The 13753-nt window shown below is 43.6% G+C and carries 12 protein-coding genes; 6 read left to right on the top strand and 6 right to left on the bottom strand.

What is annotated here, in order from left to right:
- Nucleotides 1-4: 4 nt before the first annotated feature.
- Together AC04Q4_RS06325 and AC04Q4_RS06320 are read right to left on the bottom strand one after the other, a co-directional pair.
- Nucleotides 5-2137, bottom strand: a complete 2133-nt coding sequence (locus AC04Q4_RS06325) for an alpha-amylase family glycosyl hydrolase (RefSeq protein WP_476388739.1) — start codon at nucleotides 2135-2137, stop codon at nucleotides 5-7.
- Nucleotides 2138-2420: 283 nt separating this feature from the next.
- On the bottom strand, nucleotides 2421-3596 hold the full coding sequence (locus AC04Q4_RS06320; RefSeq protein WP_118198261.1) for an IS110 family RNA-guided transposase: 1176 nt from the start codon (nucleotides 3594-3596) through the stop codon (nucleotides 2421-2423).
- 287 nt (nucleotides 3597-3883) lie between these two features.
- Between AC04Q4_RS06320 and AC04Q4_RS06315 the strand changes: the two genes are divergently transcribed.
- From AC04Q4_RS06315 to AC04Q4_RS06305, 3 genes are all read left to right on the top strand, one after another.
- Nucleotides 3884-4570, top strand: coding sequence for a helix-turn-helix domain-containing protein (locus AC04Q4_RS06315; RefSeq protein WP_476388738.1), 687 nt, complete (start codon nucleotides 3884-3886; stop codon nucleotides 4568-4570).
- A gap of 102 nt (nucleotides 4571-4672) precedes the next feature.
- Nucleotides 4673-5416, top strand: a complete 744-nt coding sequence (locus tag AC04Q4_RS06310; RefSeq protein ID WP_173755426.1) for an ATP-binding protein — start codon at nucleotides 4673-4675, stop codon at nucleotides 5414-5416.
- 19 nt (nucleotides 5417-5435) lie between these two features.
- Nucleotides 5436-6620 (top strand): PP-loop family protein, encoded by a 1185-nt coding sequence (locus tag AC04Q4_RS06305; RefSeq protein WP_173738420.1) that lies wholly within the window; start codon nucleotides 5436-5438, stop codon nucleotides 6618-6620.
- Here AC04Q4_RS06305 and AC04Q4_RS06300 read toward each other — a convergent pair.
- The gene (locus tag AC04Q4_RS06300) at nucleotides 6608-6973 is read right to left on the bottom strand and encodes a hypothetical protein (protein WP_119240076.1); all 366 of its coding nucleotides are present in this window, start codon (nucleotides 6971-6973) and stop codon (nucleotides 6608-6610) included. The genes AC04Q4_RS06305 and AC04Q4_RS06300 overlap by 13 nt on opposite strands.
- Nucleotides 6974-7246: 273 nt before the next feature.
- On the opposite strand from AC04Q4_RS06300, the gene pap reads away from it, so the two are divergent.
- Nucleotides 7247-8719, top strand: a complete 1473-nt coding sequence (pap, locus tag AC04Q4_RS06295) for a polyphosphate:AMP phosphotransferase (RefSeq protein ID WP_173738421.1) — start codon at nucleotides 7247-7249, stop codon at nucleotides 8717-8719.
- Between the two features lie 169 nt (nucleotides 8720-8888).
- On the opposite strand, the gene sigG is transcribed toward pap, so the two are convergent.
- Both sigG and AC04Q4_RS06285 read right to left on the bottom strand, forming a co-directional pair.
- Nucleotides 8889-9668, bottom strand: a complete 780-nt coding sequence (gene sigG / locus AC04Q4_RS06290) for an RNA polymerase sporulation sigma factor SigG (protein WP_173738422.1) — start codon at nucleotides 9666-9668, stop codon at nucleotides 8889-8891.
- A 114-nt stretch (nucleotides 9669-9782) separates the two neighbouring features.
- The gene (locus tag AC04Q4_RS06285) at nucleotides 9783-10037 is read right to left on the bottom strand and encodes a YlmC/YmxH family sporulation protein (protein WP_173738423.1); all 255 of its coding nucleotides are present in this window, start codon (nucleotides 10035-10037) and stop codon (nucleotides 9783-9785) included.
- 139 nt (nucleotides 10038-10176) lie between these two features.
- Here AC04Q4_RS06285 and nrdR point away from each other — a divergent pair, with 139 nt between their 5' ends.
- Nucleotides 10177-10626: a transcriptional regulator NrdR gene (gene nrdR, locus AC04Q4_RS06280; RefSeq protein ID WP_021976805.1), complete on the top strand. Its 450-nt coding sequence runs from the start codon at nucleotides 10177-10179 to the stop codon at nucleotides 10624-10626.
- 195 nt (nucleotides 10627-10821) lie between these two features.
- On the opposite strand, the gene gdhA is transcribed toward nrdR, so the two are convergent.
- Nucleotides 10822-12156 (bottom strand): NADP-specific glutamate dehydrogenase, encoded by a 1335-nt coding sequence (gene gdhA, locus AC04Q4_RS06275; RefSeq protein WP_118063057.1) that lies wholly within the window; start codon nucleotides 12154-12156, stop codon nucleotides 10822-10824.
- A gap of 222 nt (nucleotides 12157-12378) precedes the next feature.
- On the opposite strand from gdhA, the gene AC04Q4_RS06270 reads away from it, so the two are divergent.
- Entirely contained in the window at nucleotides 12379-13596 is a 1218-nt protein-coding gene (locus tag AC04Q4_RS06270) for an aminotransferase class I/II-fold pyridoxal phosphate-dependent enzyme (protein ID WP_173738424.1), read from the top strand.
- Nucleotides 13597-13753: the final 157 nt, after the last annotated feature.

The raw sequence follows: 13753 nt of genomic DNA, 5'->3' as shown, positions 1-13753 counted from the left end.
TCCTTTAATAATTACGTCCTGTGAAGATGGCAACGGATCTTGGGCGCATGCAGAATTCATGTTCAATGCGCGGTGCCTGATCTTCATTGTAGAAATAACGGCCATTTCCGTCGCCAAAGGTATTGACGCAGAGATACCATGCACCGGGACGGGCCAGATCCGGGAGGGTGATGGTCACATCTTCCCAGTAAGCGTTGATGGCAATGTAGATCAGGTCATCAGCACCTTTTGTTTTGTCATAGCCTGCAAAACTTACGGCAAATGTATGGGCATCTCTAGGAATGGTCACATCTCTTGCATCGATATTGTGAGTGTGGATGTTCTCCATGCCGCAGACAGCGTTTGGAAGCTTGCGGGAGATAACCGGGTGATTTTTTCGGAACTGGATCATATATTTGAAAAATTCAAAAAGATCATGATTTTTCTCCAGAAGGTTCCAGTTGATCCAGGAAATTTCATTATCCTGGCAGTAAGTGTTGTTATTTCCACGTTTGGTATTTCCGAATTCATCACCTGCAAGGAACATCGGTGTTCCGCGGCTTGACATCAGTACGGCGCAGGCATTTCTGATCATGCGGAAACGAAGGGAAAGGACTTCTGGATTGGTGGAATCGCCTTCTTCTCCGCAGTTCCAGCTGCGGTTGTCGTTGGAACCATCTGTATTGTTCCATCCGTTTGCCTCGTTGTGTTTTTCATTGTAGGAATAGAGATCATACATGGTAAAACCGTCGTGGCAGGTAAGGAAATTGACACAGGAATTGTAGCCTGCGTAATTATCGTTATGGTCAGAATAGAATCCGCCGTAAAGGTCACCGGAACCGGAAATACTCCAGGCTGCATCCCAGGCATTCCAGAAATCACCTTTCAGGAAAGAGCGGAGGCAATCACGGTAACGTCCGTTCCACTCAGCCCATCTGCGGCTGGCAGGGAAAGAACCTACCTGATACAGTCCACCGGCGTCCCATGCCTCGGCGATCAGCTTGACATTTCGAAGTACCGGGTCATAGGCAAGAAGCTCCAGAAGTGGTGGATTGTTAAGTGGAGAACCATCTTCATGTCTTCCAAGGATGCTGGCAAGGTCGAAACGGAAACCATCCACACGGTAGTTAATGGTCCAGTAGCGTAAGCATTCCAGGATCATCTGACGGACAATGGGGTGATTGCAGTTTAATGTATTTCCGCAGCCGCTGAAATTGTAGTAATTTCCTTCCGGGGTAAGCATATAATAAACTTTATTGTCAAATCCTTTAAAGCAGAAAGTTCTTCCAAGCTCATTACCCTCAGCTGTGTGGTTAAAGACAACGTCCAGGATGACTTCGATCCCGTTCTCGTGGAGCTCGCGGATGAGTTCTTTCAGCTCGGTTCCTTCACAGTTATGCTCGGCCTTGGAAGCGTAGCTGGTGTTTGGAGAAAAGAAATTAACGGAATTGTATCCCCAGTATTCAAGGAGACGTTTGCCATTTACAGTACGGGCATTCATGTTCTCATCGAACTCGAAGATCGGCATGAGCTCCACAGCGTTGATTCCCAGCTCTTTCAGATAAGGAATCTTTTCCCGGAGGCCTGCGAAGGTTCCGGGGTGAGTAACACCGGAAGAGGAGTCCTGTGTAAATCCACGGACATGAAGCTCGTAGATGATAAGATCGCTGATCTTACGTGTGGATTGGGGCATGTCTTCCCAGTCAAAAGTTTCACGTACAACGCGGGCGTGGTAGCTTCCGATCTTTTGCTGACCCCATTCACGCTGGCCTGCAACAGCCTTGGCATAAGGATCGAGAAGAACTTTTGTCTTATCGAAAATATGACCTTTTTCCGGTTCATAAGGACCGTCAACATGATATCCATACTCCAGATCTTCAATGTCCAGCCCCATGACGATCATGGAGTAGACATCACCGATACGACAGGCGTTAGGAAACGGAAGAACTGCGAAAGGCTCCTCTTCACCGGAGTGGAAAAGAAGAAGTTCACAGGATGTACCATGACGGGTATGTGCAGTGAAGTTAACTCCATTGGAAAGAGGAGTAGCACCATTTAATTCAAAAAGACCGGGACGCACAGGAAATCCCGCGATAATATCTGTTGGCCGGGAAGTCAGTGTATTCTCAGAAAGCAGAGTCTGATTCTTTGTTTTCATTTCCGGTATCCTCCTTGGTAATATATATATGGCAGAAGATGACCTGCCGGATAATCATAAAAAATATTATAACTTATTTTCTGAAAAAAGTACAGGTTGCGTCAGGCAAAGTTGACAGATAATATAGAAATATGGTAAAAGCTTGTATTAGGGCGAGGTGACAAACTATAAACAGTCAAGAGAATTTTGTGATTTTTTTGAATTGTAAAAATGGGTAACTTTAATAAGCCATCTGAATACATCGTATTTCAGATGGGAGAAATTAGTATTAATCCACTAAAGATTAACGAAGTTTCTGTGCATTAAAGTCGATATCTTGCCTCTCCAATGCATAGATGACTCTAATAAGCTTTTTGGCTACATGAGTAATGGCTACTCGATGTGGTTTGCCTTCTCCGCGTTTCTTGGCATAGTAAGTTGCAAATGTCATGTCAAAGCGGATTAACGGTAGACAACAATTGATGAGTGTGTAGCGGAGCTGGGATGATCCACGCTTAACCATCTTACCTCCGTGAGATTCAGTGCCAGATTCGTTGATTCCCGGTTCTATTCCGGCAAATGCAAGCATTTGTCCTGGATTAGTGAAGTTAGATATATCGCCGTATTCAGAATAGATTACAGCTGCTGATAATGGTCCGATTCCAGGAACTGACATATAGTGAGGATGTACTTCTTCAATTAGTTTGTTGATTTCTTTTTCAATGGTATTAATCTCTTTTACAAGGGATTTGTATAAAGATAAAAGACTGTTCAGCTCTACATCAAAAATAGAGTTATTTACACCAACAGTATTGGCAGCAAGTTCTTTTAGTCGTAGGAATTGCTGTGGTGAAAACTTCCCCCGGGATAAGGAACGTAGCTTTTCATAAGAGGCTGAGTTCATACGAGCCATCTTTCCAGCAGAACCATAGTTTTCAAGCAGATAGAGAGCAGTTTTGGATAAGCGTTCATTAAAGAATGGTTTAAACTCAGGGAATGTATGATCTAACACATTTGTGATTTTAACAAGATAGAAAGAACGCTGTCGGATAAGTTTATCGCGTAAACGAGTTAATGACTTTAAAGAGTAAGCGTGGTAAAATCCTTTTGAATGGGGTTTGTATTCAACAGTCATTAACCAACGAGCTATTGATTCGCAGTCAACAGAGTCGGTTTTTGTACGCCTAAGTGTTTTTGATTTCTTGTATTCACTGATGAGAACAGGATTTACTTCCATGAAGGTTAGGAGAGAATTTTCAAGGAAGAGTTCAAGATTGAGAGCATAATGGGCAGTTGATTCAAACCCTATTCTTATGTCTGCAGGATTTGCGAGAGAATGAATGATTGTAAGCAGTTCATTAAAGCCGGCTTTATTGTTTTTGATTGTGACTTTAGAAACTACTTTTTGATCAGCTGCAGAAATGATGCAGCAATCATGTTTGTACTTGGAAATATCAATTCCAATAAAGTACATTGACATAGGTTTATACCTCCTGATAAATATTTTGAGCACTGCTGTCTTCCACAGAGAATTCGGCTGTGTAATCACGTAAATAAAAACGTCGATGCGTTAACAAACTGATTAACAGTAATAGACGAAAAGCTGTGGTCTGAGTCACCTCATACCAGTCAAAGCTGTAAAGATATAGATACAGATCCACAGTGCCTTTTCAAAATATATCAGAGATGGAAATAAATACCCAGTGTTAACTGGGAGAAAGGAAAAATCCAATTACCATCTAAGATAATTGGATTATACGTGAAAATATGAATGACAAAGAGAAAAAAGAACTCCTGGGTGTTTTAAAAAGAAGCCGGCTGTGCAGGAATCTTGAAGAAGGTGAGATGGAAAGACTGCTGGTAAAAGAAGGAACAGTGAGATCTTTTTCCAGGGGAGAACGGGTTTTTCAGGAAACAGACCGACCCGAAGCAGTATATGTTCTGCTTGACGGCAGCGTGATCATTGCAAAGGAGACTTTTTCCGGAAAGAGGATTCTTCTGACACAGCTGGAAATGCCAGGGGTTCTGTTCGGGGAAGTTTATGTCTTTATGGAAAAATCCTCTTATAATATGTATGTGGAAGCAGCAGAGAAGACACGAGTACTGATACTGGATAATCAGATTTTTACAGAAAAAGGGGATGTTTTGAGCAGAAAACTCCGTGAAAATCTTCTTGAGGTTTTTGCAGAGAAGGCTTACAATATGAACCAGAAGCTTCGGATTCTGGGAAGCGGTACTTTGCGGGAGAGGATTGTCCGTTTTCTTGTGGAGTGCCAGGATAGTGAAGGCGTGATCCATATGAGCCTGTCCAGAGAAGAGATGGCAGATTATCTGAATATCACCAGACCATCTCTTTCAAGGGAACTGGGAAAGATGCAGGAAGAAGGAATCCTGGAATTATCCAGGCGGCAGATCCTTGTGAAAGATCAGGAAAAACTTGAATTTTATCTCTGAGCGTAACGTATGTTACCGAATATTTTCGCTGGTTTTTATATGATATGGCTGTAAAACAGATAACAGTTATATCACATATGGAAATCAGGGAGAGATGATATTATGATAAGAAAGATCGTGCACATTAATGAAGAGAAATGTAACGGCTGCGGAGCCTGTGCAGCTGCCTGCCATGAAGGAGCCATTGCCATGACAGATGGCAAGGCAAAACTGATCCGGGATGATTACTGCGACGGGTTGGGAGACTGCCTTCCGGTCTGCCCTGCAGATGCGATCCGTATCATAGAGCGTGAAGCAGCAGATTATGATATGGAAGCGGTAGAACAGAGAATGAAGCTTAAAAAAGAGAAAACTTCCGGAGGCCTGGCTGCACATGTATGCCCTGGAAGTATGGCAAGAAGCCTGAAACCGAAACAGGAACAGCCGGCTTTATCGGAGAAACAGAGAACAGACACAGTCCCTGATATGGGACAGCAGAGCTGCCTTGGCCAGTGGCCAGTGCAGATTAAATTAGTTCCTGTAAATGCACCATATTTTGAAAATGCACAGCTTCTGATCGCGGCAGACTGCACAGCATATGCTTACGCAGGATTTCATGAGAGATTCATAAAAGATCATGTAACACTGATCGGATGCCCTAAACTTGATGAGGGAGATTATGCAGACAAGCTTACGGAAATCATACGGAATAATTCCATCCGCAGTATCTGCATCGTTCGTATGGAAGTTCCCTGTTGCGGAGGCATTGAGAAAGCAGTGATCCGCGCCATGCAGAGAAGCGGAAAGATGATCCCGTGGCAGGTAGTTATCATCGCACGTGACGGCACGATCAGAGAGGAGCTGTAAGGAAAGGAATAAAAACAGCATGAGTGAAGAAACACTGGAGATTTCTTACGACCAGGTAGAAAAAGAGAGGGAGAAATATCTTCTGGTTGATACCCGCGATAAAGTAACTATTGAATACGGAATGATCCCGGGAGCTATTTCTGTCCCGGAACCGGATCTTAAAGAGAGGGCAGAAGAGCTGAAGGGAGAAAAAATTCCTGTTCTTTACTGCACGAGAGGACTTTTCAGCCAGGAGGGAGCGCAGATGCTTCGGGAAAAAGGTATTCCTGCACTCAGTTTAAAGGGCGGTTATACAGGATGGCTTTTTGAGCAGATGCAGAAAGATATGTCCAATAAAGAGGATAGTGATCTGAGTGAAGAAGAAGCACTGGAACAGCGCAGAAAGGATATTGAGCTGAGTATCCGTAAGAAATTCCACAAGCAGTTGTTTTCCAGATTTGCCAGAGGAATCAATGATTATGAGCTGGTGAAGCCGGGAGACAAGATTGCTGTTTGTATCTCAGGCGGCAAGGATTCCATGCTTATGGCAAAACTCTTCCAGGAATTAAAACGTCACAACAAGTTTCCGTTTGAACTGGTATTCCTTGTGATGGATCCTGGTTATAATGAAGCGAACCGTGCCATAATCGAGCATAATGCAAAGCTCCTGGGAATCCCGATCACGGTTTTTGAGACAGAGATCTTTGATGCTGTCTACAATATTGAGAAATCTCCTTGTTATCTCTGTGCCCGCATGAGAAGAGGATATCTTTACAGCAAGGCGAAAGAACTAGGATGCAACAAGATAGCACTTGGGCATCACTACGATGATGTGATCGAGACCATTCTTATGGGAATGCTTTACGGAGCGCAGGTTCAGACGATGATGCCGAAACTTCACAGTACCAATTTCGAAGGAATGCAGCTGATCCGTCCCATGTATCTGATCAGGGAAGCTGATATCAAGCACTGGAGAGATTATAATGATCTTCATTTTATCCAGTGTGCATGTAAGTTTACAGATACATGTACAACATGCCGTACAGACGGTACCAGCGTTTCCAAGCGCATGGAGATCAAGAATCTGATCGCAGAGTTAAAGAAAGTTAATCCACATGTTGAGAGTAATATTTTCCGGAGTGTGGAGAATGTTAATCTTCATACTGTGATCGCTTATAAAAAAGATGGTGTGAAACATTCCTTCCTGGAAGGTTATGATGACTGACGTGCATGCGTCTTTTCGCGCTGTTTTGTAAGATCATAATATTCACCGGAAATGATCCCCCGGCAGGAGAGTGCCTCGAAAGTATTCTGCTGTTCGGGGGTCATTTTCATTCCAATCGTAGAGTTTACATCTGTTAGGACGCAGCCTGTTTTTTCCACCAGCCAGAAGAGGGCGGAATCATCTTCCGGAATCATCTTCCAGAGTTCATTTTCTGTATATGGCAAAAGGGACATAAGGGTTTTTAAGTGTCCGTCCTGGATCAGGCGGTAATCTCCGTCAGGCATGATGATGCCGTCCCCGTAAAGTTCTTTTTTCTGTTCCATTTTATTCAGAAGTTCTTCTGTGAGTTTCATGATGTTCTCCTTGCTTTTTTGCTGTTTGGCACGGCTTTGTTCTACTGTTTTCAATGAAGTTAAAAAAATAACAATAGGCGCATTTATTGTATGTATCAGTGGGAAAAATGTCAATAGTCTGAGCTGTGTTTTCAGATTTTTTTGAGAAGATTTATTATAGTGTAAAATGTTGAATTTGCAAAATTACGTTAAATCAAGGAGGAATTCATCGTAAAACAGAAATGAATGTGATATAATATAAATATTCAAATAATTTCAGGAAGGACGATGTAGATGTTAAAAAACTGGAACCCGGAGCAGATTCCGGAAAAAGAAGATGTCAAGGCACGGCTCAGTACTGCAAGAGCGAGATTATATGAACTGCAGATGGCTCTTAAGGAGCATAAGATCCCGGTGATCGTTCTGTTTGAGGGATGGGGAGCTTCCGGAAAAGGAAGTACCATAAGCAAGGTCATCAAGAATATTGATCCGCGTTTTTTCAAAGTTGCTACCATGTCGGCTCCAACAGAGGAAGATTTAAGGAGACCGTTTCTTTACCGGTATTTCAAGGAAATTCCGGAAAATGGAAAATTCACATTTCTGGATTCCGGATGGATGGACCAGACCTGCCGCGACCGTATGGACAAGAAACTGAAAGGTGACAGTTATGTGAAGCGGATCGACAGTATTCGCAGATTTGAGCGTCAGCTGACTGATAACGGATATGTTCTCCTGAAATTTTTTATGCAGATCGACCGTAAAGAACAGGAGAAACGAATGGAATATCTCCTGGGGAGCAAGGATACACGTTGGAGAGTGAATGAATATGATCTCTGGCAAAATGATCATTATAAAAAATGCAGAAAAATTTTTGATCAGTATATGAGAGATACCAATACTTCCTCTGCGCCATGGTATATCATAGATGCCAGTGACCGGAAATGGGCAGAGCTGCAGGTACTGGAGACGATGATCGGCAATATTGAGATCGCTATGGAAAACAGCAAACATTCGGTTCCGATCCTGCAGAATGTTTTTCCACTGGTGGAGATGCCAAAGCTCAATGAGATCCCGCTTGAAGGAAAAGAAGTGGAAGAGGAGCAGTACAAGGCAGAGCTTAAGGAACTGCAGGCGAAGCTTGGAAGTCTTCACAACCGTCTGTACAGAAAGAGAGTTCCTGTGATCATTACCTATGAAGGATGGGATGCAGCAGGCAAGGGAGGCAATATCAAGCGGATCACAGAGGCGCTTGATCCTCGCGGTTTTGAGGTGCATCCGATCGCAAGCCCGGAGCCGCATGAGAAGGCCCGTCATTATCTGTGGCGTTTCTGGACAAGGCTTCCGAAAAATGGCCATATCGCTATTTTTGACAGAACCTGGTACGGCAGGGTGATGGTTGAGAGACTGGAAGGGTTTTGCAGTGAGAATGACTGGCGGCGTGCATATAATGAAATCAATGAATTCGAGAAAGAACTTTCAGACTGGGGAGCAGTGATCGTGAAATTCTGGGTGCAGATTGATAAGGATACCCAGCTTGCCAGATTTAATGACAGGCAGAATAATCCGGAGAAACGCTGGAAGATCACAGATGAGGACTGGAGAAACCGCGAGAAGTGGGATCAGTATGAGGTTGCAGTGGATGAGATGCTGCAGAAAACAAGTACAACATATGCACCATGGCATATCCTTGAGTCCGTAGATAAAAAGTATGCAAGACTGAAGGCTCTTCGTATTGTGATAGAGGAGATTGAGAAGGCGTTGAAATAGTGTGTTGGATCGATGAATAAGGATTTGAACGGATGGCCTTTAGCGATATTTTGCGGCTGATAGAACCCCGAAATGACAGCTGATTTGAGACGAAACAGAATGCGGCAAGATGTATGGGAGAATATACATCTTGTCGCATTTTACTGCTTTGGGAAACTGGTAGTGAAATCTAATTCCTTAGATAATTCCGCATACAACGCAGCGCATTTTTTTCCAGGCGGCTGACCTGGGCCTGGGAGATGCCGATCTCTTCAGCGACTTCCATCTGGGTTTTTCCCTCGTAGAAGCGAAGGTCAATGATGTGCCGTTCCCGTTCACCAAGACGAGAAATGGCATCCCTGAGGGAAATATCCTCGATCCAGTGTTCCTCCCGGTTCTTTTTGTCACTGATCTGGTCCATCACATACAGGGTGTCCCCGCCTTCGGAATACACAGGCTCAAAAAGGCTCACAGGGCTCTGAATCGCATCCATGGCGTAGACGATCATCTCTTTGTCAATGCCAATCTCCTGGGCAATCTCTGCAATCGTAGGCTCTTTTAAGTGCTGGCGCATATAATTTTCCCTGGTATAAATGGTTTTATAGGCGATATCCCGCAGAGAGCGGCTGACCCGTATGCTGTTGTTGTCCCTGAGATACCGGCGGATCTCCCCGATGATCATAGGAACAGCGTACGTTGAGAACTTTACCTGAAGGGTAGTGTCGAAATTGTCAATAGCTTTGATAAGGCCGATGCAGCCGATCTGAAAAAGGTCATCCGGATTTTCACTGCTGTTCTGAAAACGGCGGATCACGCTTAAAACAAGCCGCAGATTACCTTTGATGTACAATTCTCTGGCTTCGTTATCACCAGCTTTGATTCTTTTGAAGAGCTCCTCTTTTTCTTCCTGCTTAAGGACCGGAAGGGTTGAGGTATTTACTCCGCAGATTTCAACTTTATTTAGTGCCATCTTAGAATCCTCCTTGTCTTGTCAGTACATTAAGATGATTCTCAGAGGGCAGGGGAAATATACTTTTTTTACAAAAATATAAAAAATAAACAGCCTTGACAAAAGAAGAATCTTTTATTCTCCGGAGAGCCTTTTTTCATTCCGAAAGTCTACAAGGATGATATCTTCTCCAATCTGACGGATGCAATCCCAGGGGATGATACACTCGCTTTCCCTGGAAAAACACCAGCAGAATTTCCCAGGCTCCGGCATGATCAGAGCTTTCAGCCGGGCAGTTTCGCAGCAGAACTCCACATCAATGGGACAGCCAAGGCTCCGACAGGTGTGGATATTGATTACTTCTTTCTGTTTCAGTTCGCAGATACGCATAAAATTCATCACCTGGTATGATTTTATGGAAAATAGGTAAAATTTATGCAAGTCCAATTATTGACACATTATATAAATTTATTTTATAATAAAAACAAGTTTAGTAATGAAAATATGGATCCTGAAAGGGGAGAGTTCTGTGAGATGTCCGTTCTGTAACCAGGATAATACAAGAGTTGTAGATTCCAGACCTGTGGAAGATACCAATTCTATCCGCCGCCGTCGTCTCTGTGATGCCTGTGGGAAAAGATTTACTACATATGAGAAAGTGGAGACGATTCCACTGACTGTGATCAAGAAGGATCAGAACCGTGAGAGCTATAAGCGTTCCAAGATCCAGGACGGGGTTTTGCGTGCCTGCTATAAGAGGCCGATCCCCATTGAGAGAGTGGAGGAGATGATTGACTCCATAGAGGGAGATATTTTTCGTTCCGAGGATCGTGAGATCAGCAGCACCAAGATCGGAGAGATCGTTATGGAACATCTGAAGGATCTGGATGCAGTTGCCTATGTGCGTTTTGCATCTGTGTACAGGGAATTTAAGGATGTCAGCACATTTATGGATGAGCTGAAGAAGCTGATTAACTGATCGATTAATAAATCAGGGAAGTCCCCCATGGCTGTAATAAGCGATAAGCAGTGGAGAGACTTAAGGATATCAGAAAAAAGAGAACCGGCTGTCTGCGGATGGTCGGATTTTTTTATAAAAACAGGACCGCAGAGAAAAAATTCCTCTGCGATCCTGCTATAAGATCTTACGTTAAAGATTCAGGAAACTTGAAGATTAAACAATACCCTGAGCTTTCATAGCGTCGACAACTTTCTCGAATCCGGCGATGTTAGCGCCTACAACATAGTTGTCTTCCATGCCGTAACGTTTAGCGGCGTCATCAGCTTTATGGAAAATGTCGATCATGATGTTGTGAAGCTTCTCATCAACTTCTTCTCTTGTCCAGGAAAGTCTCATGGAGTTCTGGCTCATCTCCAGTGCAGATGTGGCAACACCGCCAGCGTTTGCGGCTTTACCAGGCATGAAGAGAACGCCGTTCTCCTGAAGGTATGTTGTTGCATCAAGAGTAGTAGGCATGTTAGCACCCTCAACTACATATTTGCAGCCGTTTGCAACAAGTGTTTTAGCTCCGTCAAGGCCAAGCTCATTCTGTGTAGCACATGGAAGATAGATATCACACTTGATGTTCCAGATGCCAAGTCCCTCTGTGTAGGTAGCACCCTCAACACGGTCAGCGTACTCTTTGATACGTCCACGTTTAACTTCTTTGATGTCTTTTACAACGTCAAGGTTGATTCCGTTCGGATCATAGATGTATCCGTTGGAGTCGTTCATTGCAACAACCTTGGCACCAAGCTGTGTGGCTTTCTCAACAGCGTAGATAGCTACATTACCGGAACCTGTTACAACAATTGTTTTTCCTTCTACAGAATCATTGTGAGCCTTAGCAATCTCATTGAGCATGTATACAACACCATAGCCGGTAGCCTCTGTACGAATCAGGGAACCGCCGAAGGAGAGACCTTTACCTGTGAGTACACCCTCATAGAGTCCGCGGATTCTCTTGTACTGTCCGAAGAGATATCCGATCTCACGTCCGCCAACACCGATATCACCAGCCGGTACATCTGTGTCTGCACCGATATATTTGCAAAGTTCTGTCATAAAGCTCTGGCAGAATGCCATAACCTCTCTGTCAGATTTACCCTTAGGATCGAAGTTGGAGCCACCTTTTCCGCCGCCGATCGGAAGACCTGTAAGAGAGTTTTTGAAGGTCTGCTCAAAACCAAGGAATTTCAGGATACCCTGATTTACAGAAGGATGGAATCTTAAGCCGCCCTTGTATGGTCCGATCGCACTGTTGAACTGGACACGGTATCCTTTGTTAACCTGTACAGTTCCGTTGTCATCGATCCACGGTACTTTGAAAGAGATGATTCTCTCTGGCTCTACAAGACGCTCAAGAATGGAAAGCTTACGATACTCTTCCTCATTTTTGTCAATTACGACTTTAAGGGAGTCAAGAACTTCCTTAACTGCCTGATGGAATTCTGGCTCGCCAGGATTCTGTGCTACAACTCTTTCATAAACTTCTTCTGTGTAAGACATAGTTGTTTCCTCCTCATCACGTATTGAATTGTGTTTGAAATATAAATTCGAGTGCTATTATACATTAACATGCTAAAAAAGGGAAGTGCTAAAATAAAATTTTTTAAATTTTTATTTCTTGCGTTGAGGGAGCAAATGTGAGAAGATATAGAAATAAATATTTTTTGACTATGAACACAAAAAGTTAAAATAATAGTGAAAATAGGTAAAGGAGTGGTTTTTATGAGAACATTCGGGAAATCATCAAAGCTTGACAACGTACTGTATGACGTGCGAGGACCGGTTGTAGATGAGGCGGCCAGAATGGAAGAGGACGGAATGGAGATCCTGAAGCTTAATATAGGTAATCCGTATCCTTTTGGATTTTCTGCACCGCAGGAAGTCATTCTTGATATGCTGAGCAATGTACGTACGTCCCAGGGATATTCTGATTCCAAGGGTATTTTTTCCGCAAGGAAGGCGATCATGCAGTATGCACAGCTTCGCGGGATCCCGGGAGTTACCATTAATGATATTTATACAGGAAATGGTGTCAGTGAGCTGATCAACCTTTGTATGCAGGCACTGCTTGATAACGGGGATGAGATCCTGATCCCGGCGCCCGATTATCCGTTGTGGACAGCTACTGCAACACTGGCAGGCGGAAATGTAGTTCATTATATCTGTGATGAACAGTCTGACTGGTATCCGGATATTGAGGATATCAAGAGCAAGATCACACCAAGGACCAAGGCGATCGTTATCATTAACCCGAATAATCCTACAGGTGCAGTATATCCGAAGGAGATCCTGGAGCAGATCGCAGATATTGCAAGAGAACATGAACTGATCATCTTTTCTGATGAGATCTATGACCGTCTTGTTATGGATGGATATAAACATACATCTATTGCATCTCTTGCACCGGATGTATTCTGTGTTACTTTTTCCGGACTGTCCAAGTCCCATATGATTGCGGGATTCCGTATCGGCTGGATGATCCTAAGTGGTGCAAAGAATAAGGCAAAAGGTTATATTGAGGGAATCAACATGCTTTCTTCCATGCGTCTGTGTTCCAATGTTCCGGCACAGTCTATCGTACAGACTGCACTGGGTGGATATCAGAGCGTCAATGAATATATCCAGCCGGGCGGACGTGTGTATGAGCAGAGAGATTTTATTTACAAGGCTCTTAATGATATTCCGGGAATTTCAGCAGTGAAGCCACGTGCGGCATTCTATATCTTCCCGAAGATCGATACAGAAAAATTCAATATCTTCAATGATGAACAGTTTGCACTGGATTTCCTGCATGATAAACAGGTTCTTATCGTTCCGGGAAAAGGCTTCAACTGGCATCAGCCGGATCATTTCCGTATTGTATATCTGCCGGATATTCGCCAGCTGGACAAGGCCATGAAGAAGATGAAAGAGTTCTTTGCTACATATAAGCAGAGGTGATCATCAATAGAATTTTCATCATAGACCAATAGCGAAAAAAATGTTATAATCATTTATGAAATATCCCGGCCGGTTATGCCGGGATATGTGGAATAAGACCAGAAATGCTGCCATTCATGCCCATGGAGTGAACAGCAGCATAAGAATTGCTTGAGAG

The sequence above is a fragment of the Blautia sp. HA8986 genome (assembly GCF_056504635.1).
The sequence above is the reverse complement of the archived record's forward strand: the minus strand, read 5'-3'. Positions and strand labels throughout refer to the sequence as shown.

Bases quoted from the DNA above. Each gene is read 5' to 3' on its own strand.
- AC04Q4_RS06300 (WP_119240076.1), bottom strand. From the start codon at position 6,973: ATGAAACTCACAGAAGAACTTCTGAATAAAATGGAACAGAAAAAAGAA.
- pap (WP_173738421.1), top strand. From the start codon at position 7,247: ATGTTAAAAAACTGGAACCCGGAGCAGATTCCGGAAAAAGAAGATGTC.
- AC04Q4_RS06320 (WP_118198261.1), bottom strand. From the start codon at position 3,596: ATGTCAATGTACTTTATTGGAATTGATATTTCCAAGTACAAACATGAT.
- AC04Q4_RS06305 (WP_173738420.1), top strand. From the start codon at position 5,436: ATGAGTGAAGAAACACTGGAGATTTCTTACGACCAGGTAGAAAAAGAG.
- gdhA (WP_118063057.1), bottom strand. From the start codon at position 12,156: ATGTCTTACACAGAAGAAGTTTATGAAAGAGTTGTAGCACAGAATCCT.
- AC04Q4_RS06325 (WP_476388739.1), bottom strand. From the start codon at position 2,137: ATGAAAACAAAGAATCAGACTCTGCTTTCTGAGAATACACTGACTTCC.
- AC04Q4_RS06270 (WP_173738424.1), top strand. From the start codon at position 12,379: ATGAGAACATTCGGGAAATCATCAAAGCTTGACAACGTACTGTATGAC.
- sigG (WP_173738422.1), bottom strand. From the start codon at position 9,668: ATGGCACTAAATAAAGTTGAAATCTGCGGAGTAAATACCTCAACCCTT.
- AC04Q4_RS06310 (WP_173755426.1), top strand. From the start codon at position 4,673: ATGATAAGAAAGATCGTGCACATTAATGAAGAGAAATGTAACGGCTGC.
- AC04Q4_RS06285 (WP_173738423.1), bottom strand. From the start codon at position 10,037: ATGCGTATCTGCGAACTGAAACAGAAAGAAGTAATCAATATCCACACC.
- AC04Q4_RS06315 (WP_476388738.1), top strand. From the start codon at position 3,884: ATGAATGACAAAGAGAAAAAAGAACTCCTGGGTGTTTTAAAAAGAAGC.